The 22,357-nt window shown below is 40.0% G+C and carries 20 protein-coding genes and 1 tRNA gene; 8 read left to right on the top strand and 13 right to left on the bottom strand.

What is annotated here, in order from left to right; genetic code table 11:
• The first annotated feature begins 215 nt into the window (after positions 1-215).
• Complete coding sequence (locus HJC33_RS05065) at positions 216-1,220, top strand: sensor histidine kinase (RefSeq protein WP_171657717.1); 1,005 nt, start codon at positions 216-218, stop codon at positions 1,218-1,220.
• Positions 1,221-1,501: 281 nt separating this feature from the next.
• Here HJC33_RS05065 and HJC33_RS05060 read toward each other — a convergent pair whose 3' ends face one another.
• A complete protein-coding gene (locus HJC33_RS05060; RefSeq protein WP_171657716.1) occupies positions 1,502-2,068 on the bottom strand; it encodes a hypothetical protein in 567 nt (188 codons plus the stop codon).
• 263 nt (positions 2,069-2,331) lie between these two features.
• A complete protein-coding gene (locus HJC33_RS05055; RefSeq protein WP_171657715.1) occupies positions 2,332-2,934 on the bottom strand; it encodes a carboxymuconolactone decarboxylase family protein in 603 nt (200 codons plus the stop codon).
• A gap of 45 nt (positions 2,935-2,979) precedes the next feature.
• On the opposite strand from HJC33_RS05055, the gene HJC33_RS05050 reads away from it, so the two are divergent.
• From HJC33_RS05050 to HJC33_RS05035, 4 genes are all read left to right on the top strand, one after another.
• A complete protein-coding gene (locus HJC33_RS05050) occupies positions 2,980-3,408 on the top strand; it encodes an OsmC family protein (RefSeq protein WP_171657714.1) in 429 nt (142 codons plus the stop codon).
• A gap of 91 nt (positions 3,409-3,499) precedes the next feature.
• The gene (locus HJC33_RS05045; RefSeq protein ID WP_171657713.1) at positions 3,500-4,168 is read left to right on the top strand and encodes a lysoplasmalogenase; all 669 of its coding nucleotides are present in this window, start codon (positions 3,500-3,502) and stop codon (positions 4,166-4,168) included.
• A 19-nt stretch (positions 4,169-4,187) separates the two neighbouring features.
• Positions 4,188-5,876 carry a single-stranded-DNA-specific exonuclease RecJ gene (recJ, locus tag HJC33_RS05040; RefSeq protein ID WP_171657712.1) on the top strand — a complete coding sequence of 563 codons (1,689 nt, stop codon included), beginning with the start codon at positions 4,188-4,190 and terminating at the stop codon, positions 5,874-5,876.
• Positions 5,877-5,880: 4 nt separating this feature from the next.
• A complete protein-coding gene (locus HJC33_RS05035; RefSeq protein ID WP_171657711.1) occupies positions 5,881-7,137 on the top strand; it encodes an MFS transporter in 1,257 nt (418 codons plus the stop codon).
• A 3-nt stretch (positions 7,138-7,140) separates the two neighbouring features.
• Here HJC33_RS05035 and HJC33_RS05030 read toward each other — a convergent pair whose 3' ends face one another.
• The 6 genes from HJC33_RS05030 to HJC33_RS05005 all read right to left on the bottom strand — a co-directional run bounded on the left by HJC33_RS05030 (position 7,141) and on the right by HJC33_RS05005 (position 11,675).
• Positions 7,141-7,911: a UDP-2,3-diacylglucosamine diphosphatase gene (locus HJC33_RS05030; protein WP_171657710.1), complete on the bottom strand. Its 771-nt coding sequence runs from the start codon at positions 7,909-7,911 to the stop codon at positions 7,141-7,143.
• A gap of 46 nt (positions 7,912-7,957) precedes the next feature.
• Complete coding sequence (locus HJC33_RS05025) at positions 7,958-8,407, bottom strand: 6-pyruvoyl trahydropterin synthase family protein (protein ID WP_171657709.1); 450 nt, start codon at positions 8,405-8,407, stop codon at positions 7,958-7,960.
• 60 nt (positions 8,408-8,467) lie between these two features.
• Positions 8,468-8,896, bottom strand: a complete 429-nt coding sequence (locus HJC33_RS05020) for a DUF3592 domain-containing protein (RefSeq protein ID WP_171657708.1) — start codon at positions 8,894-8,896, stop codon at positions 8,468-8,470.
• 122 nt (positions 8,897-9,018) lie between these two features.
• Positions 9,019-9,786 (bottom strand): enoyl-CoA hydratase/isomerase family protein, encoded by a 768-nt coding sequence (locus HJC33_RS05015; protein WP_171657707.1) that lies wholly within the window; start codon positions 9,784-9,786, stop codon positions 9,019-9,021.
• A gap of 41 nt (positions 9,787-9,827) precedes the next feature.
• Positions 9,828-11,162, bottom strand: a complete 1,335-nt coding sequence (locus HJC33_RS05010; protein WP_171657706.1) for an MATE family efflux transporter — start codon at positions 11,160-11,162, stop codon at positions 9,828-9,830.
• A gap of 12 nt (positions 11,163-11,174) precedes the next feature.
• Positions 11,175-11,675, bottom strand: a complete 501-nt coding sequence (locus tag HJC33_RS05005; protein WP_171657705.1) for a GNAT family N-acetyltransferase — start codon at positions 11,673-11,675, stop codon at positions 11,175-11,177.
• A 53-nt stretch (positions 11,676-11,728) separates the two neighbouring features.
• Between HJC33_RS05005 and HJC33_RS05000 the strand changes: the two genes are divergently transcribed.
• Complete coding sequence (locus HJC33_RS05000) at positions 11,729-12,526, top strand: universal stress protein (protein ID WP_171657704.1); 798 nt, start codon at positions 11,729-11,731, stop codon at positions 12,524-12,526.
• Between the two features lie 55 nt (positions 12,527-12,581).
• Positions 12,582-12,658 (top strand) — tRNA-Ala (locus HJC33_RS04995).
• A gap of 658 nt (positions 12,659-13,316) precedes the next feature.
• Here HJC33_RS04995 and HJC33_RS04990 read toward each other — a convergent pair.
• On the bottom strand, positions 13,317-13,505 hold the full coding sequence (locus tag HJC33_RS04990; RefSeq protein WP_171657703.1) for a hypothetical protein: 189 nt from the start codon (positions 13,503-13,505) through the stop codon (positions 13,317-13,319).
• A gap of 408 nt (positions 13,506-13,913) precedes the next feature.
• Here HJC33_RS04990 and HJC33_RS04985 point away from each other — a divergent pair, with 408 nt between their 5' ends.
• Positions 13,914-17,087, top strand: a complete 3,174-nt coding sequence (locus tag HJC33_RS04985; RefSeq protein ID WP_171657702.1) for a histidine kinase — start codon at positions 13,914-13,916, stop codon at positions 17,085-17,087.
• 1 nt (position 17,088) lies between these two features.
• Here HJC33_RS04985 and HJC33_RS04980 read toward each other — a convergent pair whose 3' ends face one another.
• The 4 genes from HJC33_RS04980 to HJC33_RS04965 all read right to left on the bottom strand — a co-directional run bounded on the left by HJC33_RS04980 (position 17,089) and on the right by HJC33_RS04965 (position 22,346).
• Entirely contained in the window at positions 17,089-18,870 is a 1,782-nt protein-coding gene (locus HJC33_RS04980) for a DUF4347 domain-containing protein (RefSeq protein WP_171657701.1), read from the bottom strand.
• A gap of 104 nt (positions 18,871-18,974) precedes the next feature.
• Positions 18,975-19,721 carry a LytR/AlgR family response regulator transcription factor gene (locus HJC33_RS04975; RefSeq protein WP_171657700.1) on the bottom strand — a complete coding sequence of 249 codons (747 nt, stop codon included), beginning with the start codon at positions 19,719-19,721 and terminating at the stop codon, positions 18,975-18,977.
• Positions 19,722-19,769: 48 nt separating this feature from the next.
• Positions 19,770-20,327, bottom strand: coding sequence for a hypothetical protein (locus tag HJC33_RS04970; RefSeq protein WP_171657699.1), 558 nt, complete (start codon positions 20,325-20,327; stop codon positions 19,770-19,772).
• Positions 20,328-20,363: 36 nt separating this feature from the next.
• Positions 20,364-22,346 carry an OmpA family protein gene (locus HJC33_RS04965; RefSeq protein WP_171657698.1) on the bottom strand — a complete coding sequence of 661 codons (1,983 nt, stop codon included), beginning with the start codon at positions 22,344-22,346 and terminating at the stop codon, positions 20,364-20,366.
• Positions 22,347-22,357: the final 11 nt, after the last annotated feature.

Here is a 22,357-nt window from a genome sequence, read left to right as displayed (position 1 = left end):
TATAAAGCTCCTCAAACCACATAAAAGCGAGTCCTCAAACAAAACACAAAATCATACTACCCAATACCATTGGAACTTGTATTTGTAAGAAATTACCACAATAATTATTGGTCCACTTTCGTTGTAATACGGTATCTGTTAACAAGAACTGCTTCTAAATAACCGTAGCTTTTCAAGCAAAACCAAGTTTTAACACTAACCTATTTTCAGGGCCTGTGGAATCCACCAACCTCATAATCGCAACACTTATTCTTCTGGGAGCCATTATTATGCTTTTAAGCGCATGGTGCACCAAAAAAATATTCAACTTACTTACAGACAAAAAACTAAAGGATAATTGGAAGAAGCTCCGTGTGCTCATGTTCGTGTTCTTGGCGGGTTACTTGGTTGTTGCCGCAGCAGTTATTCTGGGAAAAAGCGAACTGCTTTCCTTTCTTTCTGGAGCTATCTTTTTTATGGGGGCCTTGTTTGTTTTTATTGTGGTCCGTACCGGGTTGGACAGCTTTAAAAAAATGAACGTGCTCAACCAAAATTTAGATGATACAGAATTAAAGAACAAAGAACTTGAGCAATTTGCCCATGTTACTTCCCACGATTTAAAAACACCGCTTCGGGGAATTTCTGGTTTGGCCTCTTTTATAAAAGAAGATCTAGAAGCAGGAAAAAAAGAGGACGTTTTGCGACATCTTGATGATATGCAAGGAAGGGTGGAGCACTTGGACAATCTGATCGGCGGCATTTTAAAATACTCCCGATTGGGAAAACTAACAGTTGGCAAGGTTGACCTTGAAGAAATGATAAATGAAGCCATGAAAACGCACCAGCATTTGGACAACGTACAACTTAACATTAAAGGAAAACTTCCTGTGGTTGATGGAGATAAAGTGCAGCTGTCCCAAGTATTTTCTAACCTGATTGACAATGCCATAGGACATAATGATAAAAGTGTTTGCGAAGTAAACATGTCTTGCGACCAAACACCCAAATTTTATAAAATTATAGTGGAAGATAATGGTCCCGGTATTGACGCCAGATACCACGAAAAGATCTTTGAGGTATTCCAAACCATTAATGGGTCTTACAACAATGAAACCACTGGCATTGGACTGGCCATTGTAAAAAAAGTGATAGAAAAGCACAACGGAACGGTTAAAGTGGTATCTGATGGAAAACTCGGCACAAAGTTCATTATCAACTACCCAAAATCTATAAGCCAGTAGCTTACATTCTCCAGCCCCAGTAAAAGAAGGAACTGCACATAAACCCCTATCATACCGGGAACTATATACTAGTTTAACAGCTTTATTCCAAAATCCCATCAATCCGCACCAAAAAAATTTATATGATTTGCCAACAAACATCTTCCTTTCCCTTTTAGGGAAAGGTGTCCACTTTAGTGGACGGAAAGGGTAAAACATCCCTTCCGCCTTTCAACCAAAGATTGAAATCCACCTTCCCTTACCAAGGGAAGTAGCTTTTACTTGGTTTGTTTTAAGTCCGATTACGCTAAGATTTCCTCAATCTGCACCATATGCCGTTCCAAATGGCAGAGCAAAAACTCAAAACTCTCCGGTAAATAGAACTTCACAATCGGGCCAATGGCAGAGGTAATCTTAATTTCTTTTACATCCTTCCCCCTACTTTGAATTATAGCATCCTTTAAATGTCCATAAAGTGCGTAAAAATTCAAAAAAATGGCATTTACTTGTTCTTCATCCAAGTTTTTGGTATCCAAAAGCGGCTCAAAGCGTTTCATGGTCTTTATTTTCCACTTTCTTTCACCGTTTTTGGGACGTTGCATTTCAATGACCATCCTTTGCCAAGCCCTAACCTTGAACTCAGAAGAGTCAGAATTTGTGGAAGGTAAATGGCCCAACGCATGGTCTATTTTATCTACATATAATTGATAGGCTATGTTCAAATGCTCCAGTACCTCAACTATGCACCAAGATCTTTCATGGGCAGGGATTGTCAGCTGGCTCAGGGGTAGCTGTTGTAGCTTTTCAACCTTCCCTAGTATTCCATTAAGTCGTTGTATTTGATTTTCTGCTGTTACGATTAGTGCCATAACTGTTCGTTTTTTGGTTATGACAAAGTTCTGGCACAGTCTGTTTATAGGTGTTGATGTAAATCAAGAAATAATACCCTCGTAGTCCTAGTTGGTGAAATTTATATCAAAAAAACGTCATTCTAAATTCGTTTAAGAATCTTATCGAGGTCGTGAGAAACTGAAACAAGTTCAGCCTAACGAAAAAGAAAATATTCGTGTGTATTAGTGAAATTCGTGTCGAAAAAGCGTCATTCTAAATTTATCTCAAAAACCCCAATAATCTAATACCTAGACCCATCATGCTTCCCCTTTTCCCATCCAGTTTTGCCCAGATATTGTTCTGCACTTTCCACCGCACCATCCTCAATGGACGTTCCCATGGAGTCGTTCCACCGGTTGAGGTATCCAAACAAAGAAATGACCCCTAGCATTTCAACTATCTCACCTTCGTTCCAATGTTGATAAAGCCGTTCCTTGATATCTGCATTAACCGCATTGGGCACTTGGGAGGCCGCCAAGGAAAAGTCGAGTGCCGCACGTTCGGCTTCAGAAAACGCCGAGTGGGTTCTGTACTCCCAAATATTGTCCAACTGCTCCTGTTCCGCCCCATAGCGTTCCGCCGCTCTAATGGCATGCGCCTGACAATAACGGCATCCGGTAGCATTACTGCTCACCCAGGCAATCATGCGTTTTAAGGCCGATGTGACTCTTCCTTCATTGGTCATGACCGCTTTATTAAGGTTGATAAATGCTTTGGAAATGGCAGGTCTATGCTGCATGGTCAACACCGAATTTGGGCAAAATCCCAAGGTTTCATTAAAAAATTCCGCCAATTTTTGGGTCTCTGGATCATGATTGGGATTAAGAGGATTGACTAATGCCATTTTGGGTCTATTTTGTATTTTTATCCCCTACAATAAACGAAATTTATGGCAAATACAAATCACATCACAACCAAATGGTTAGGCGAAATGGCGTTTGAAAGCAACAACCCCTCCGGACATACTTTAAAGATTGATGCAGGTCCGGAAGATGGTGGAAAAGGAGATGGTTATAGACCAAAAGCTTTGATGCTATCTGGGTTGGCTGGATGTTCTGGGTTGGATGTTGCTTCACTCATAAAAAAAATGAAATTGGATGTAGATGATTTTCATATTGAGACCATCGCCAACTTAACAGATGAACATCCCAAATACTATGATACCGTAACCATAGAATATCATTTTCATGGTGACAACCTTAAAGAAGAAAAATTGCAACGCGCTGTTGATTTATCCGTGGAAAAGTATTGCGGTGTTATGGAGATGTTTCGTAGGTTTGCCCAATTGGACATCAAAATTATGTACCACCACACCTAAGGTGGGCACATGGAAAAACAACCTCGGGTCCTTTTTTGAAACATTGGGTTTCCCAAAAACCCAATGTCAACAAATAAAACAAAAAAACAATATGCAGCACAAGAGAAATTGGGCCTATGGATTGTTGGTTGTGTCCATAGTACTTGCCATTCTTGGCGTAACCACATCCAACTTCATTTTTAAATCGGGCACTGCGGGAATGGGAATCATCATTCTTTCTGCGCTCAATTTTGGATCGAGCAAGCCAATCAAGGATGTTTGGATGATTGTTGGCGCTTTTCTGTTTTCCATCATTGGCGATTGGTTTTTGTCCAACATGAACGGGGACAGTCTCATGTTTGTAAAAGGAATAGCCCTTTTCTTTTTGGCCCACGTAGGCTATTTGCTTTATGCCCTCATGAACGGCAAGATAAAATGGAAGTTCACCCTTGTCCTGCTCGTAGCATACCTCGTATTCTTCTTTGTGGTGCTTTACCCCACTTTTACGGATAGGGTACTTATGATGGCCTCCTTAATCTATCTGCTTATTTCCTGTTTTTCATTGGGGGCTTCATTGGGAATGAAAGGAAATCCAACTGCTAAATGGAGTTATATAGTTGGTATTATACTGATTCTATTTTCGGATACAATCATAGCTTTCAAAGAATTTTTGGACTATCACACCTTTGATTTTCTAATTACCCCCACCTACTACCTCGCCCATATTTTTATCACCTTTTCATTGATCAAAAAGTTTGAAATTACCCCTACAACCAATTAAAACCCGTGAACGTTAGCCTATGCGCTGGACCATAAAACCTAAACCTTCTCAAGAAACTATCAATCAACTTTCCAATGAACTGAAAGTTGATCCATTGGTTGCTCATTTGCTCGTGCAACGTGGCATTACCAATTATGAAGAAGCGAAGCATTTTTTTAGACCACAACTGGACCATCTGCACGACCCCTTTTTAATGAAGGATATGAACAAGGCGGTTGAACGCATTGAACAAGCCATAAGTGCCGGGGAAAATATTTTGGTCTACGGAGATTATGATGTGGACGGAACCACCTCTGTAGCACTAATGTCCTCTTTTTTGCAAGAAACATATCCCAATGTGGCCACCTATATACCTGATAGGTATGCTGAAGGGTACGGTGTTTCCCTAAAGGGAATCGATTATGCTGCCGATAATGATATTTCACTCATCATTGCTTTGGATTGTGGTGTAAAGGCAGTGAAGCAAGTCAACTACGCTAAGGAAAAAGGCATCGATTTTATCATTTGCGACCATCACCGCCCTGGAAACATTTTGCCCAATGCAATTGCTGTTCTAGACCCAAAACAAGAAGATTGTCCCTATCCTTATAAAGAGTTATGCGGTTGCGGTGTTGGGTTTAAGTTGATTCAAGCTTTAGTTTTAAAAAATGGCAGAGCCATAGCAAGTTTAGTTCCCTATTTAGACTTAGTAGCCACCGCAATAGCTGCCGACATTGTTCCCATAACTGGTGAAAACAGAGTATTGACCCATTTTGGCCTCCAGGTCATCAACACAAATCCAAGATTGGGCATCAAGGCAATCACCGCCCAACTCAAAAAAAAGACGCTTACCGTTTCTGATGTGGTCTTTGTTATTGCTCCGCGAATAAATGCAGCAGGAAGAATGAAGCACGGGGAACATGCCGTAAACCTTTTGACCGAAACAGATTGGACCACCGCCCAACAATTTTGTAAGGATATTGAAGCGTATAATACAGAGCGCAAAAGTCTAGATAAAGAAATTACACAAGAAGCTTTGCTTCAAATTGAAACCAATGAAGAACAGGAACGATTCACCTCAGTAGTTTATGATGAAAGCTGGCACAAAGGTGTTATTGGTATCGTGGCATCCCGCCTAACTGAAACCCACTATCGCCCTACGTTGGTATTTACTAAAAGTGGTGATACGTTGGCTGCTTCGGCACGATCTGTAAAAGGTTTTGATATTTATAATGCACTAGGGGAGTGTTCCAGTCATCTACTCCAATTTGGAGGACATAAATACGCTGCCGGACTTACCATGCAGGAAGAGCAATATGAAGCCTTTAAACAGCAATTTGAAGAAGTGGTGGCTAAAACCATTAGCCCAAATTTATTACAACCTGAGATTGAAATTGATTTGAAGGTTAATTTAGAGCAAATCACCCCTAAATTGATGCGAATCCTAAAACAGTTTGAACCTTTTGGACCTGGAAACATGACTCCAATCTTTATGGCCGAGGGCATTCAGGATACCGGATCTGGAAAAACCGTTGGGGAAGATGGAAAACACCTGAAAATTTCTGCCCGCCAAAATGGTGCCGCTCCTATCGGTGCTATTGGCTTTGGTTTGGGCCATAAATTGGAGGCCGTCCAAAACAAAAAACCTTTTGACGCTGTTTTCTCCCTAGATGAAAATGAATGGAACGGCATGGTAAATCTTCAACTTAAACTAAGAGATATTCGTTGAACATATGGATCCATACGCAGCCCTTCGCTTTAAGGAATTCAATATATTTTTGGTTGTTCGTTTTGCCATGGTCTTTGCTTGGTCCATGCAATTTATTGTGATTGAGTGGCAGGTTTACTCTCTTACCAAAGATCCCTTAGCATTAGGCATTATAGGTTTGATGGAAGTAATTCCAGCAGTTGGCATGGCACTTTTTGCGGGTCATGTAGTCGATCAGAAAGAAAAAAGAAACCTTTTGATCAAATGTATTATTGGGTTTTCCATTATTAGTTTAGGACTTTTTCTGATCAGTGACCCAAGTTTAGAAGCCTCTATATCAAAAAGAAAAATACTCTATATAACTTATGCCCTGGTTTTCCTTGGAGGATTGGTGCGAGCTTTTATTGGCCCTACTGTTTTTTCATTGATAGCTTTGATCGTTCCCAAGAAAATCTACCCCAATGCGGCCACTTGGAGCAGTTCCACATGGCAGTTTGCTTCGGTTCTTGGGCCAGCTTTAGCTGGGTTTTCCATTGGATGGATCGGTGTCCACTGGTCTATGTGCGTGATTTTTGCTTTTTCATTGATTGCACTACTTTTCCTATTTAAAATACCTCAAAAACCTATTTTAAATCCGAAAATTGGAGAGCCTGTCTTCCAAAGTTTGAAGGATGGTTTGAACTTTGTGTTCAGTAGTAAGGCCATTTTTGGAGCTTTGACATTGGACATGGTCGCGGTACTTTTTGGAGGTGCTGTGGCACTTTTGCCCGTTTATGCTCAAGATATTCTGCATGTAGGCTCAGAGGGGTTTGGTATCCTTCGTGCTGCACCTGCAGTTGGGGCTTCCATTACCATGTTGGGCTCTACCCGATTTCCCTTGCATAAAAATGCGGGGAAAAAATTGTTGTGGGCCGTGTTCGGGTTTGGGGTCTGTATTTTAGTTTTTGGTGTTTCCAAACTATTCTGGCTCTCTGTAGTTGCTTTATTTTTAAGTGGAGCGGTGGATGGCGTTTCTATGATTATCCGCCAAACGATTCTGCAATTGAAAACTCCAGATAATATGCGCGGTCGAGTAGCTTCAGTAAATTCAATATTTGTAGGGTCATCCAATGAATTGGGTGCTTTTGAAAGTGGATTGGCGGCTAAACTTTTGGGTACAGTGACCGCCGTTGTGTTTGGAGGTTGTATGACCTTGTTGACTGTGGGAACTACCGCAATAGTCTCTCCTACCTTCAGGAGGCTGGACCTTTCAAAAGATGTTGAAGAACAGGAGAAAGATTAATCTTTAGTTACTCTTTTCTTCCAACAGGGAAAGCTCCTTTCCATCAAACACGGCATAGGTAAAATACTTGATCCAATCCCCAAGATTGGTGTACGTTGATTTTTCGTTGAGTTTGATTTCCATTGGAAGGTGACGGTGCCCAAAAATGAAGTGGTCAAAATGTTCGGTTTCCAACTTTCGTTTGGCATAAAGAATGAGCCACTCCTTGTCCTCGCCTAAAAAAGTAGCATCCGCATCACCTGAAATTACTTTATTGTTTACCGATAGATGCTGTGCCAAGCGTACGCCCCAATCGGGATGCAACCATCTAAAAAACCATTTGGCCACCGGGTTGGTAAACACTTTTTTCATGCGTTTAAAGCCTTTATCACCAGGTCCCAGACCATCACCATGACCAATAAAAAAGGAAGTATGGTTGATTTTATATTGTTGAGGTTTATGATATACGGGAATATTGAGTTCCTCTTCAAAATAACCGTTCATCCAAAGATCATGGTTGCCCACAAAATAGGTGATTTGAATGCCCACATCCGAAAGTTCCGCTAATTTACCCAGAGTTCTGGTAAATCCTTTTGGCACAACGGTCTTGTATTCAAACCAAAAATCAAAGAGATCACCCATCAAAAAAATGGCATGGGCATCATGTTTTATGGAATCCAACCAAGCTACAAATCTCTTTTCCCGAGGCATGCTCTCTTTCCGGGTAGGTGCCCCAAGATGGTTATCGCTGGCGAAATAAATCTTTTTGCCTGGTGGAAGGGTAATGGACGTCATCTAGTTGTAAAGATAAGAATTCCCAATTTTGGGAAATGGCAAATTATCAATTGTCCGAGGCGTACCACTCCGCATATGAAGTTTCCGTTTCTTGAAGTTTCAACGAGTGTAACTTAATGTTTTCAGGAAGTCTTGCTTTTATTTTTTCTGAAAAATCAATCACCATGTTCTCGCTACTAGGTTGATAATCCGCTAAGATTACATTATGCCCTTCTTCTGCCAATTGATTGGCAAGAGCTTCATGGGGCGTGTTTTTGTTGAAAACGATGGCGTGGTCAAATATGTCCACAATTTCTTCCTTCACAATCATCTTCAAATCCCCAAAATCGATAACCATACCCAATTTTACATGGTTTACATCTTCAATGGGAGTGCCAATTACCGTTACGGATAGTTTATAGCTGTGTCCGTGTACATTTCGGCATTTGCCATCATAGCCGTACAAAGCATGTGCAGTTTCAAATGTAAATTGCTTGGTAATCCTAATTTTTGCCATGACAATATTCTTGTGGCAAAGATAATCAACTAATGAGGGAATGGCATCACTTTAGCGTGCTTACCTTAATGAATATAACAAATAGGAACCTCCAATAATCAACAACGGGGCAGCTATCATCCATAATATAATACTGAACCTATAAAGTCCCCAAAAACTTATGGTCTTTACATTGTTCGTATCCTTTTTATCATAAATGATTTTTACTTTTTCCCCTACTTGATAGGCCGGAGGACTAGATGCAATCGGGCTTTTGTAGTTTCTTATAGTGTTTGTGCGATCCTTGAACTCAAAAACTGGAATATACGTATCGCCATCCGTGTCTTGATTAACCAGTAGGTCAGTGACCACTGCGGTGGTCTTCACCCCATCTAAAAGCAGGTTTTGGGTTTTATTGTAGTGCTGCAATCCAAAATAGGCCAGTAGAAATCCCAAAGCGAAAAAGAATCCGTATAACAACCACCACATATTGTGTTTTTTAAGCGCCATTTTGGCTATCGTTTGAATTTATTTCTATTGCGAATTCTTGTAATGACGTATACCGCAATAACCAAAACGGCAACAGCCGGAAGCACTACATCGCTATTTAAAAAGGAAAGAATGTCCATAAATTATTTTTTGAATTTTTCAAGTGCTGTTTTAGTATTTGGAGAGAGTGCCAACCTACCAGAGGCCTCTGCCCGGTCCAAGAGCAGTTGTCCCCAATGATCGGTTCCTTCCCAAAGCACTCGTTTCATTTCTGCCAAGGCTTCTGGATTATATTCCGCCAATTTTGAAACGTAAAACTCCAATTCTTTATCCATTTCGTCAATTGAATCAAATACTTTGGCGTACAGTCCTTTTTCTTTGGCCCAATAGGCATTTTTCCATTCGGTGGGATTCAGGGAAAGTTCAGCCAATCCTGATTTTCCAATCTTCCGTTCCACCGCGGGAGCAATCACCAAGGGGGCAATACCAATTGCTATTTCTGAAAGTTTTATAGAGGCAGCTTCGGTGGCATACACATAATCGCAAGCCGCAGCCAAGCCTACTCCACCACCAACGGCTTTGCCCTGAACCCTTCCAATAATGGGTTTGCTACAAACACGCATGGCATTGATCACATGGGCAAAGCCACTGAAAAAGGATTTTCCTTCATTCAAATCCGATATGGCCACCAACTCATCAAAGGAAGCCCCAGCACAAAAAGCTCTATCACCTTCAGATTTTAAAACAATTACAGCAACCTCGTTGTTTTCCGATAGCTTCTGCAACTCATTGGCCAACCGCTCCAATAATTCCGAAACAAAAGAATTGCTTGCTGGATGACCAAACTCAACTGTTGCTACCTTGTGCTCAATTTTGGTATAAAGACTTCCGTTTGTTCTAGCTGTAGGCATGTTTTCTTGTATCAGTTTTAAACTTTTCTGGGCTTACTAAATTAAATGTTTTGGGCCAAGGGCCCGAACTTTCTTCTGAATTTCCAAACCAGGGCCAACCCGCGAATCAACATCCAAACCACAAAGGCGATCCAAATAGCATAGAAACCCCATCCCAAATATTTTCCAATATATAAAGAAGGAATAAACCCTAAAAAAGTAGCGGACAGCAATACATTTCTTAAATATTTCATTTCTCCCAAACCCTTAAAAAGACCATCAAACACAAAGGCCATGGTGTTCATGGGCAAGCCTAGAATCACAATGAAGAAAATACCGTAGAAGGTGTCCAGCACAATTGTTTCGTTGGAGAAAAGACGTCCGATGGGATAATAAAAAACAAATCCTATCAGCATTAAAATCAAACTAACTGCAAATCCGTAGGTGATTATTTTTTTGGCCAAAGTCCAAAGGCCTTTATAATCTTGTTCTCCCAACAATTTTCCTCCCATGCTGTTTCCGGCGGCTCCATATCCATCAATAAAAAAAGCGGCGAACAACCAAAGGTTGATGGCAATGGTGTGCGCTCCAATATATCTGTCTCCCAATGCTGTGGCTTCACGCACGGCAATGATCAAGGCGGCATTCAGGGCCAATGCCCTCACAAAAAGATTGAGGCTCATAAAAACCAATCGCTTTATTTCTTTGTTCAACGGAAAGACCAATTTTAGACTTATTTCCGTTTTTTTAATCAAAAGAATGAAAACCAGGATGGCCATTACGGCTTGGGAAATGAGACTGGCCCAAGCGGCACCTTCCAAATACATGGCGGGAATAAACCCATCAATTCCATAGACCAGGATAAAATCCAAAATAATGTTCAGAACGGCCCCGATCAAAGCAATGACCATGGGATAAAAAGTATTCTGAAGACCTCTAAAAATGCCAAAGACCGCAAAGGTGAACAGCGTTAACGGAAAGCCCCAAACCCGAATGGAGTAATACGAGATACAGTACTTTAAAATTTTGCCCGAAGCTTCGAACAGGCTAAAAATCTCTTCAATAATAAAAACTGTGGAGAGCAGTACAAAGATGCTCAAGAGGATATTGAAGAAAATGGCCTGTGCAGGCAGATTTTTTACTTCTTCAAGTTTTCCAGCGCCCAAGTATTGTGATATGATGGCAGAAATGGAGCTTCTAGTCTGTCCCAGCACCCAAATGAGCATTGATAGAAAAGAACCTACAATTCCGGCTGCCGCCAATGATTCCAGTCCATCCTTTGGGATGTTGCCCACTATGGCCGTGTCCGTAATGGATAGGATGGGCTCTGCAATTCCCGATATGGTTGCGGGAATGGCCAATTGATTGATGGATTTAAAATTGATTTCGGTTCGCAAAACCACGGCAAGTTACAGCACTAATTCGTAACAATGAAAAGGATGCTCACTTTGTTTTGGGAAGTAAATATCCTCAAGCTTTTGGTAGCCTCGCTGTTCATAAAACCTCTGGTTTCTTTTATTCTGGGAAAAAGTATCCAACCGGACTGATATACAATTCCTCTTTTTTGAATAGTCCTCTGCAAAGTCCATCATTTCTTGAGCAAAACCCATCCCCTGATATTTGGGATGAACGCATAATCTATGAATGTAGATACTTTTTCCATTGGGTGTCAACCATTGTATCGGTATGTATTCTTCATCCATTTCTGTAGAAACTGTAATTGAACCAATCACTTGCTCTTGCTGAACTTTCACATACAATTCTTCACGTTCAAGGTCTTTTTTAAACGGAGCAGCTGTAGGGTAATGTTCATTCCATTGATAAATTCCATTTTCTTGCATTTTAAGGGCACAGGCTTTTGTAATATCAAGGATATCTTTTATTTCCGATAACTTTGCAGGACGTATCATGGATTCATTTCAATTAAGTTGTAAATTTAAGCGATAATCATACCCACCAAACAATGAATAATATACTTGTACCTATAGGAACCTCCCCCAATGCAGGTGATACCCTGCAATACGCCATAGATTTTGCGGCAAATTTTGGGGCCAAAGTTTTTGTAATGGATGTTTTTTCGGTTACTTCCACCGCTGGTAGTCTCGCCAATGTGGAGGAAAAAGTGGCCCAAAGCAGCAAAGAGCATTTGTTAGGGGTAATTGACCAAGTTGACACCAAAAACGTTGACATAAAAATAGCCACCTATAATGGTGATCTTATTGATGGACTCAATGAAATCAACAAGGAATTGGGTGTTGACCTCATCATCATGGCTCCACGAAGCAATGATATTAAAGAGGAATTGTATTTGGGAAGCACCTCAGGTAGAATCATTAAAAGAACCAATATTCCTGCCTTGATTATCCCAAAGGGTACTGAATTTAAACCCATTAAAAAGATATTGACCGCCTTTGGTTCTGGTATTTTGAAAAGATCAAGGGTATTGAATCCCTTAGTTGCCATAAAAGATAAATTTAGAGGTAGTATTAGTCTTTTATTGGTCAAAAGACCTGGTTATTCTGAAGAGGATCTACAGGTGAACACGGCCTTGATGGACATCAGTAAGCAATTGACCATTTCTGAAAATGTGACCACCTATCTTGGCGTGTTGGAACATTTTCAGAACCAAAAACCGGACTTGTTGTGCGTATTCCGAAGGAAGCGCGGATTCTTTAAAAAGTTGTGGGAGAAAAATATCATTCCAAAATCTGAATTTTTTGTTCCCATTCCCGTGCTTGTGCTTAGCGTTAAAAAGGACTGAGCAGGGCAGACAAATTTTGAAACCTTACCAAAAAGTATTTCCTTTGCGCTCTCTTGGGGGATTAGCTCAGTTGGCTAGAGCGCTTGCCTGGCAGGCAAGAGGCCACCGGTTCGAATCCGGTATTCTCCACCAGTAAACATCAAGGCTTCAAGGGCTATATGGCTTTTGGAGCTTTTTCATTTGCACGCAATTTGCACGCAAAATGCAGAATAGATTATATTTGATATAAATTGACGTTTTTCAGCTTCATATAAGGAATTCAATTGTTCCATGTCATCAATAACGCTGCTCTTGCAAGGTAATTAACTTCCCTTCAATGTAAGTGACTAGGAGACTTTTGCGGTATTCTCTAATTAAATTACTGGAATAAGAGATATGGTTATAGAGAAACCTAGAAATCTTGCTTATTTGGAAATTAATTTGACTGTATCTGTCATAACCCGAATGTCGCTGGTTCGAGTCCAGTCCCCGCTACTAGCAAATGCATGGGTTTCAAGAGATTGAAGCCCTTTTTTATTGTCCAAAATTGACTTGGGTACAACATAGGTACAACAATGTGCTATTTTCTTTTTCAATCATTTTATTTACACTTATCTGGACTGTTTTGGGATTTAGATATCCTTCTAATGAGAGAATCTGATCAAAAATCAAAATGGCAGGATAGTTAAATCTAGGTAGAAGTGAAAACCGCCAACATTTCAATAACAGATTGTAAGGGAAGCTTGGAAACCATCATAACTATCAATATCGCTGTGTCCTTTAGACAGAGGATTGTTCAAACTTTACAAATTCATCCTCTTACAATTCTTCCAATTTTACCGCAAAGATTCAAATGAAGTTCAAAAAAAGTATCTGCATCGATTTCCATTTTTTCTTGCCAGTTGTTGTAATCCGAATGATTTCCAGTATATCCATTTAGAATTTTATAGACCATAAAATCATGGCATTTGGACTCAATAAGTTTTTGTTTTGATTCCATGAACAGCTTTTTGGCTTCTTCATTCAAGCAGAGTATGTAGTTGGTTTTATTTGTTTCACAGATTAACATGATATAATATTAATATAGATTATACGATATATTTTCCTATACAATACTATTCTTTTTCTTATTTGTATGAATATGATTTATTCTAAACGGCTTTTCTGATGCTTTAAACGGCTAGTCTGTCGCATAAATTTGTTTGTCCGTACAAACAAAGTCTGGATTGCCCCTGGTTCCATGCTTTGTTTGATATGATCAACCGAAATAAAGGATGTATTGATTTTGAAATACTTGCGTCTAATCCCAAAAGGCCAAATCGGCCGTATATTATTAAAATGTTGCTCTTGAAAGGGAGGGTCCAGTTACTGGCATGGAATTATTTTTCAACCGAAACCTTTGAACCACATGACCGATCACTTAAACAACCTCGATATGTCGATAAGATATTTAGCCCTATTGATTTTCTTTCTGACATTTGGTTTTTTACATGCCCAGGAATATCAAATGCGTGATATCCCAATAAACCAAAATGACGAGACCCATAAGATCAGGAACAAAATATATATTGATGACGATGAAGTACTTTGGTATTCCACTTATAACGGTATTGTAAAGGACTTTGAGACCAATTCCATACTTTCCACCTTTTTGGACAAGGATGAGGAAATATTGCCAACGTATTTGGATGTCATATTTATAGACAGCAAACAACGAATATGGATAGTTGCGGGCATTGGTGTTTTTATTTCCGATAGCTTGGATGATAGTTTTGACAAAGTCCGTTTTAGAAAAATCCTGGAAAACGAGAATGTTTCTTTGGGTTCTCTAATCGAAGATTGTGACGGAAACATTTGGGCGGGGACCTATAATGATGTTATTCTGAAGATCGATTCTTCTTTAAAGGTCACGAAGTATGATACCCCAAAAATTAATAGGGAGATAAATACGGATTATTTCCAAAGGAATTTTTCGTTTGTTGAAAGAATAATTGACTGCAACAAAATCCTATATCGATTAGGGCGCAAATTATATCTCCTTGAGGACGGGAAGAGCACGTTGAAAGCAGATCATACACCATCCTTAAATTACACCTCCAGTAACTACCTCTATCCAGAATGGTCTTTTAACGGAGGGGATGGCCTATTGATTACGGAGAATGGCAAACTTTTTCCGCAATCCCAAAATACCACCTATAGCTTTGGGGGAGCCGTTTTTGAGACCCATTTTATAGAAGATCTGGACATTCAGGTGACCAACCTGCCCTTCCGGGAAATGATACCTGTCTACAAAAGCGATACGCCTTACTTAAAAAACCATGCGGACTTGATTGCAATCGATCAATCCGGAAAAAAGCTGCAGTTCTATAAGTTACAGAAAATGAACGGGAAAATCCATATGGTAAAAGCACATGAAATAGCATTTCCATACCAAATAGACGATGTAGTGGTCGACAAATATGATGTAGTTTATGTATGCAACTATGATCGGGTCAGTAAAATAAAGTTCAATAACCATACATTTCACAAAATCCTTAATGACCACACGGAACGGAAGATAAGTGCACGGGGTTTTTTGGAACTGCCCAACAAGGAAATCTTGGCGGCAAGTTATTCTGGAACTTTCAAACTTAGTCCCGCTACCAATGACTTTGGTGAGCAAACCTATTTGACCGAAAAAGTCTTTCCCTCGCTTGATTATCTAAGATCTTTTGTGAAAATCAGTGATTCAACAGCATGGTGCGCAGGAGAGAATAAAAAAATATCCGAGATAAACTTTCTTGATGACAAGATTTTGGGGCAGTACCAATTTGACGATCATTGGAGATTAACGCATTTGCAATACTACGATGTAGTGCGATATTCGGGCTCTTCCTTATTGATAGCAAGCAATTTTGGTCTGCAAGAATTTGACATTGAGCAAAAAGCGTTCAAAGAACTGCCCATATTGCCCGTTGAAAACAATAGTGAAGTGTACGTCCGGGATTTGCTCAAAACACGGGAGCGACTTTATGTAGCTACGGATAGGAATGGACTGTTCATAAAAGATCTGCGTTCGAATTCCTTTAAGGCTTTGAACAAAAATGCGGGAAGTGATTTAAAAATCCCAACTGATAAAGTTTATGTGGTTTTTGAGGATCAGGCTAAAAATCTTTGGATGGGCACGGATGTAGGTGTGATCCATGTGGACAAGGATTTGGAGGAAATCAAGATCATCGATAAGAAAGACGGGCTTTCGGATTCGAATGTTATCGGTATTTTACAAGATGCCGATGGCACCATGTGGTTCAGTACCTATTATGGTCTTTTTAGATATGACCCCAAGTCCGAAAAGATCGCTTCTTTTTTTGTTGAAGATGGCTTGACTTTTAACGATTTCAACCAAAACTCATATTTCAAGACCTCTGAAGATCGCATGTTCTTTGGGGGTATTAACGGAATTGTTGCATTTGACAGTATCAATGTCACACACCAATCCAGGAAAATCAAAATATTCCCTACCCAATTTGAATACTTTGACAGCTCAACGGATAAAGAAATGACGATCAATGCTTTCAATGATGGCGATCTTAGTTTCAATTTGCCGCATTTTAAAAATTCATTTTCCATATCCTATAGTATCAACGATAATTTCAACACGGACAATAACCGGTACTTTTACAAACTGGAAGGCTTTACCGATGATTGGGTGGATATGGGCAACCAAACAACATTGAAGCTGTTGTCCATTCCCCCAGGGGATTATCGGTTAAAGATCAAGGGGTTCAACGCCACGGGAATCGAATCCGCAAATGGGCTGTCATATGACATCCATGTGCCCGAGGTCTTCTATAAAATACTTTGGTTGCAAATACTGGGCGTGTTCTTTATATTAGGACTATTGGTTTTTTGGGGATTGAAAAATGCCGCCAAAACAAGAAAAAGGTATGCGTTGAACCTGACTTTGGTGGAGCTGGAACGGAAAACGCTGATTTCCCAAATGAACCCGCATTTTATATTCAATGCACTGAACGAAATTCGGAATAGGTTAAGAAGCGGAAAAATTAAGGGTTTAGATCATTATGTGACCCTTTTTTCCAAATTGTCCAGGCTTACGTTAGATGTTACCAGAAACGAACGCATCAAACTTTCCAAGGAAATTGATTTTATAAAAAGTTACGTGGACCTTAGTAACATTGATAATAATTCGGACGTTGTGCTGACCGTAGAATATGGGTCGCATATTGATGTGGATAAGATGGTTATCCCACCAATGCTGTTGCAGCCGATAATTGAAAATTCGATAGTACACGGTTTTGACAAGGATCAAGCAAGCAAAGTGATTGTTTTGAACATTGAAAAGTCATCGGTCACTGAACAATTGATCATTACTATTGAAGACAACGGATTGGGTATCGAAGCATCAAAAAATGGAAAAAAGAAAACACAGCATCAATCGTATGCTTCGCAAATCTTAAAAGAACGGTTAAATCTGATGAACCAAATAAACAAAAATGGGAAGTACGAGATCAGTTTTAAAGATTTGGCCGAAGAGCAGGGCAATGGGACACGGGTTACAATAAAGATTCCTTACATCCTCTGATTTAGTTTCTTTTGACCCTTATGGTTATGCCACGATTGGTAATCATCGTTCTTGGGCCAATGGTCAAGGTCGCTCCATTGGAAATGGTACTATTACATATATAGGCGTTATCCGTGACCAAAGCCCTGTACAGATTACCATTTTTATTGATATCGGGGGTTACAATGTTCAAGGTTGTGGTATTGGTGCCGGTATATTCACTACCATCGGAAATGTTGCTGTAGTTATTGCCATCATCTGTGCTCACTTGCCATTGATAGGTGTTTGTGGCACCAATGGCTTGGGTTGACATTGTGGCACTTGCACCTACAATTATTCGGGTATTCGTTGGTTGTGTTGTAATAGCAGGCAATACGCCCAATTCAAAAAAATCAAATATACCATTGCTGTTAACATCGACTGGGGTGGTGTACCCATCTGAGGCGCTATTAACCATGCCATTTGCATCAACTGTAATAGGAGGGCTTCCTAATACGCCATCATTGTCTCCATCGGTAAAACCCGCCTCTACGACATCATTGCAACCATCACCATCCGAATCCAGGTCAAGGTAATTTTCGATTCCATCCCCATCGTAATCCGCACATGGAATGTCTATGTCCAATTGGTAAAATACAGCGAAGAATCTAGGGCTGCAAAACGGACCTACGCTTGCGTTTGCTAAACTGCCGGTTATTTGTATTCCAGGAACTCCTGATCCAATATCTATTACCGTGACCATAGTTGTAATTGGATTGGTTATTGGGCGAAGGTTATTGATGTTACATCCTTGAAACCCTGTTTGTACACCACCCGTGTTAAATTCACCAAAGTTAAAGTCCAATATAAAATGTTCAATGGAACTATTTAAATCTCCAGTGGCGACAATATTGGATATTGTTACTTGTGTACCTATTGAAACTCCTGTACCTGAAAGATCCACTACTAGTGTTGATGTGCCTGTACCTCCAAAGAAAAATGAAGGAATCCATAATACAGGTGTTGTCACATCTACGATAAGCGTATTCCCCGGACACTCCTGTAAATCAGGAATTCCATCGTTGTCGTCATCCAAATCCATAACGTTCGGAATACCATCATTGTCCGAATCTTGAAGGTTAAACGGATAATCTGCCATGGCTATCGCTCCATAGGGTATCCCTGCCTCCAAGACCCAATCCCCATTTTTGCCAGTCAAGTCATCGGAGGCCCCTGTGGAAACCCCTAAAACTGTTTTGAGATATGTCATAGCCTTATGACCTTTCGGACCTTTGGCAAAATTGCAACCATAAATATTGATATGGGAAACCTTTTGCAATAATTTGTTTTTTTGAAGCCATTGAGCTAATTCAACAGCGTTGAGCCATTTTCCATTGATCAATAACTCACCTGGTCTTCCATGGGAAAATAAGTGAAACGTACCATCCTCCTCCTTTGATTTTAAGTTACTAACCAATAAATGTGGCTTTGGAACATCCCTATCGATAAATCCGTTAGGGAACGTAAGGTTGTTTGCCCTGACCTCTTGGTTTGAAAATGGTGGTTCTTGGAATAATTTAAACCCATTCAATATGTGGACTTTGGATTTATTACAATCATTAGGAGTTTCATTTGCGGCCGATGCTTGTCCAATAAAAAGAAAAATAAAACATAAGAGGAGCAAAAAATGGTCTAGCCGAACGGATTTTACATGCCTTGTAAAAAGAATAAAGTGTGATGAGCATAAGCTTGAATCATATTCTTTAAGGTGCACCTCTTTATATCTTGGATGGAATGAAATCAAAGAGCTTAACCTTACACTCATGTATGTAAAAATCAAGCATATAGCTTGTTTGACAAGAATACATTTCCTAAAAGGTTGTTATTGTTTGTTTAACGGTTATGTAGATGTGAATAATGAAGTTAAGGCTATTCAAAAAGCTCCAATAGCTCAGCCCTTCTCCTTCTGGCCACTGGAATTCGATCTCCGGTCCCCATGACCAATGTGCCGTCGGGAAAAAGCTTGTCCACTCGTTTAAGATTGACCAAATGTGATTTATGCACCCTAAAAAACAACGGAGGTCTCAAGGTTTTTTCAAAATGTTTGATGCCATAGGAGCTCAAATGGATGTTGCCATCCGCTAAATGTATTTTGGCATAACTGTCCACACTCTCCAACCGAACAATATCCATGATTTTTGGGAAATAAGTACACCCCATAGTAGGAATCCCCACTTTTTTATTTTCCAATGCTTGGAGCTCAATGGCCAAACTCTCCCGTGTTGTACTTTCCTTTTTTGTATTTCCCAGTCTTTGGAGTGCTTTGGTAACAATACCCACAAATTCAGCTTCGTTAATGGGCTTTAATAAAAAGCCCAAGGCAAAGGTACGGTAGGCGTCAAGGGCAAAATTGGCATGCGAAGTATAGAAGATTACCTCTGTGTTTGGAGATTTGAGTCTTTTTATGAGATTCAGACCATTCAATTTTGGCATTTCAATATCCAATATCAATACATCGGGTCTGTTTTGGTTGACATAATTAAGCCCAGTAACCGGATTTGTAAAGCAATCCAGAACTTCCACATCGCCAAAGTTTTTTGCCAAAAGTTCTTTGCAATATTCAATGTCGGACACTGTATCATCTATAATTGCTATGGTCGTCACTTTAGGTTGCATGAAAATGGTTATGTCGTGATTTTAGTTTTCCACTACGAATATAATCAATCAATTAGGTTGCAATATGTCTAAAAAATCATTGATCTGTTGGATATATTCCTGTTTGTTCCGGGATACGTCCATCACCCAAATATGTTCGATTTCGCAAAGCCTTTCATAACAACGTTTGTTTGTGGGCGCAAAAACAATGGGGACACCAAAGGTTTCCAACTCCAAATAGTCCATAAACTCGAATACTTCATTAAAAACGAACATGATAAAAATAAAATTGGTAGTTGTTCTTTTCTTAAAGGTATTTTTAATTTCCGAAACCTTCTTGAGGCGATGTATACTGATTTCAGTGTTTTTTAAAACATGCTTAATCGCATTGCTCATAGGGCCTTGCTTGTCATATATCATAAAGTCTATCGTTCCTTGCATGGTAATTGGTTTGGGCATGAATGCTCTTTTTACTTCTTGTGGAGCATTGGAAGGCATATTAAAATCCAATCGGTTAAATACCTTTGTATTGTTTAAGGTATTTCTTATGCACGATTTTGGGCTTAAATATATCCCTCCAGTAGATTTTCTTGATTCAGTTTTTGATAAAAGGGCTTTTTGATCCATCTATCGTTTTGTTTTGTCCATTGTATGGAATAATCACTACTCTTTGGCCAGTGCCGTGTTGGGTTGGGCCTCACTGATTTGAATGATCGGAAATTCAGTCCTTCTGTTCAGCTCCAGTTCTTCTGCGGAACAGTTTCCTCTTCCTGTACAATCATTGATGGGTTTACGCTTTCCGTACCCTTTATAGGATAGGATTTGATTCTTAGGAACTCCACTGGCTATCAAATACTCATATGTTGATCTGGCACGGGCTTCGGACAGGTTATCATTGTATGTATGGCTGCCCACTGGATCGGTATGGGATTCCAAACGGATGATCATTTCAGGATAGGTCTCTGTCATCAATTTGACCACTTTGTCCAATTCATGGGCGGCATCAGGCCTTATATCACTTTTGTCAAAATCAAAATAGATTTTGTTCAGGTCGGCCAGAATCTTCAAGTCCAGTACTGGTTCCAACTGAATATCTTTGGAAATCCGCTTTGTAGATCTTGGTGTGGTAAAAGTATTGAAGTACATATGTTTATGCGGATGCGTTTTTCGTACAGCCTCTATCATGTAGGCCCTGTGTCTATCAATAGACATTTCATACCTCCCATTTTCATCCGTTATTACCCTATTGACCAAATTGCCCGTCGTTTGGTCGTACAAGGATATCTGCACGCTGTCCAAGGTTTGAAGGTTTACCGCATCTGTGACCGTTCCCTCCAGATCAAGTGAAGGAGTAAACCTAAATTTGTATATGTCATCGTTTCCTTTCCCTCCTTTTCTATTGGAACTTATATAACCATCTATCCCATTGTCAAGTGCATAATACCCAAAATCATCCTTTTCACTGTTCAAGGGTTTTCCCAAGTTCACCACTTCCTTTATGTTTCCATTTTCATCGGCTACGGTGGCAAAGACATCCAATTGACCATAGCCGACATGTCCATCCGAGGAAAAGAAAAGCTGCCCCTCATTGTTTACATACGGGAACATTTCGTTACCTGGCGTATTTACAATTGGTCCCGCATTTATGGGATGCCCAACGCCTCCCCTTGGATGGATTTTACAGTAATAGATATCTGTTCCCCCATATCCGCCAGGCTTGTTCGAAGCAAAATACAATAGGGTCCTGTCTGAATTTACAGTAGGATGCCCATTGGAATAATGATCGGCATTGGTCTTTAAGCTCCGGGTGACCTTCCACTGGCCATCCACCTTATCCGCCCTAAAGATTTTCAAATTGTTCTGTTTTTCAATATTTCTATCCTCCGTTCTGCGTGTGGAAAAACTTTCTTTGTCGTTGAAATAATTGCTTCTTGTGAAATAAATGATGGTGTCGTTCTTATAATCCGTGGAAAAGACCATGGAACTTTCATGGAGCCTGGAATTGATATCTCCCTCAAATTTACGAGGGACTTCTGAGGTGCTACTCTCAGTAATCTGAAAAATATCCAACCAGGACTCATCGTTCCAGCCATAGGTGTTTTCAGAGGATTTCTCCTTGCGACTGGAACTAAAATAGAGTTGTCCATCATGGACAAAAGCTCCAAACTCGCTATACTCGGTATTGAAATGGACAGGCTCCAAATCGTATTGTTCCTTGCTATTGAAGACTACAGAGGCCAAATTTCCATCTTTGAGGAACTGCTTGACCCTTTTATCTTTTTTATGCAATTTCCCGTAGCGTTTCAACCACATCAATGCGGCTTTTTCTTTTCCGGAACTTTTCAAGGCCATGGCATACTCGAAGTAATAGTGGGTTGGGGTCTCGGGTTCATTGATAAACTGTTCAAAATGGGGCAGGGCCTTTTCAAAGTCCCTTAAGAATAAATGACATTCGGCCAAACGTTGATGGGCATGCAGGGCGTTTTTCCCATTGGTCATTTTTTCGTATTCAGGAATGGCCTTGGCATAAGCGAATTTATAGAACAATTGATCCGCTCTTTTTTGGACAATCGATTGGGCATTCAGGGACAATGCTCCAAACAGAGCAAAGAACAAAAAAATAGAAGTGATGCTATCAGGTTTCATGGGATAAGGGT

It is taken from the genome of Flagellimonas amphidinii, from assembly GCF_013090115.1.
Lineage (GTDB): Bacteria > Bacteroidota > Bacteroidia > Flavobacteriales > Flavobacteriaceae > Flagellimonas > Flagellimonas amphidinii.
This window is presented reverse-complemented; position numbering and strand designations above follow the sequence as displayed.

Excerpts from the sequence above, each read along its gene's own strand:
- HJC33_RS05060 (WP_171657716.1), bottom strand. The coding sequence starts at position 2,068 with ATGGCACTAATCGTAACAGCAGAAAATCAAATACAACGACTTAATGGA.
- HJC33_RS05055 (WP_171657715.1), bottom strand. The coding sequence starts at position 2,934 with ATGGCATTAGTCAATCCTCTTAATCCCAATCATGATCCAGAGACCCAA.
- HJC33_RS05050 (WP_171657714.1), top strand. The coding sequence starts at position 2,980 with ATGGCAAATACAAATCACATCACAACCAAATGGTTAGGCGAAATGGCG.
- HJC33_RS05045 (WP_171657713.1), top strand. The coding sequence starts at position 3,500 with ATGCAGCACAAGAGAAATTGGGCCTATGGATTGTTGGTTGTGTCCATA.
- recJ (WP_171657712.1), top strand. The coding sequence starts at position 4,188 with ATGCGCTGGACCATAAAACCTAAACCTTCTCAAGAAACTATCAATCAA.
- HJC33_RS05035 (WP_171657711.1), top strand. The coding sequence starts at position 5,881 with ATGGATCCATACGCAGCCCTTCGCTTTAAGGAATTCAATATATTTTTG.
- HJC33_RS05030 (WP_171657710.1), bottom strand. The coding sequence starts at position 7,911 with ATGACGTCCATTACCCTTCCACCAGGCAAAAAGATTTATTTCGCCAGC.
- HJC33_RS05025 (WP_171657709.1), bottom strand. The coding sequence starts at position 8,407 with ATGGCAAAAATTAGGATTACCAAGCAATTTACATTTGAAACTGCACAT.
- HJC33_RS05020 (WP_171657708.1), bottom strand. The coding sequence starts at position 8,896 with ATGGCGCTTAAAAAACACAATATGTGGTGGTTGTTATACGGATTCTTT.
- HJC33_RS05015 (WP_171657707.1), bottom strand. The coding sequence starts at position 9,786 with ATGCCTACAGCTAGAACAAACGGAAGTCTTTATACCAAAATTGAGCAC.
- HJC33_RS05005 (WP_171657705.1), bottom strand. The coding sequence starts at position 11,675 with ATGATACGTCCTGCAAAGTTATCGGAAATAAAAGATATCCTTGATATT.
- HJC33_RS05000 (WP_171657704.1), top strand. The coding sequence starts at position 11,729 with ATGAATAATATACTTGTACCTATAGGAACCTCCCCCAATGCAGGTGAT.
- HJC33_RS04990 (WP_171657703.1), bottom strand. The coding sequence starts at position 13,505 with ATGGAATCAAAACAAAAACTTATTGAGTCCAAATGCCATGATTTTATG.
- HJC33_RS04985 (WP_171657702.1), top strand. The coding sequence starts at position 13,914 with ATGACCGATCACTTAAACAACCTCGATATGTCGATAAGATATTTAGCC.
- HJC33_RS04980 (WP_171657701.1), bottom strand. The coding sequence starts at position 18,870 with ATGAGTGTAAGGTTAAGCTCTTTGATTTCATTCCATCCAAGATATAAA.
- HJC33_RS04975 (WP_171657700.1), bottom strand. The coding sequence starts at position 19,721 with ATGCAACCTAAAGTGACGACCATAGCAATTATAGATGATACAGTGTCC.
- HJC33_RS04970 (WP_171657699.1), bottom strand. The coding sequence starts at position 20,327 with ATGGATCAAAAAGCCCTTTTATCAAAAACTGAATCAAGAAAATCTACT.
- HJC33_RS04965 (WP_171657698.1), bottom strand. The coding sequence starts at position 22,346 with ATGAAACCTGATAGCATCACTTCTATTTTTTTGTTCTTTGCTCTGTTT.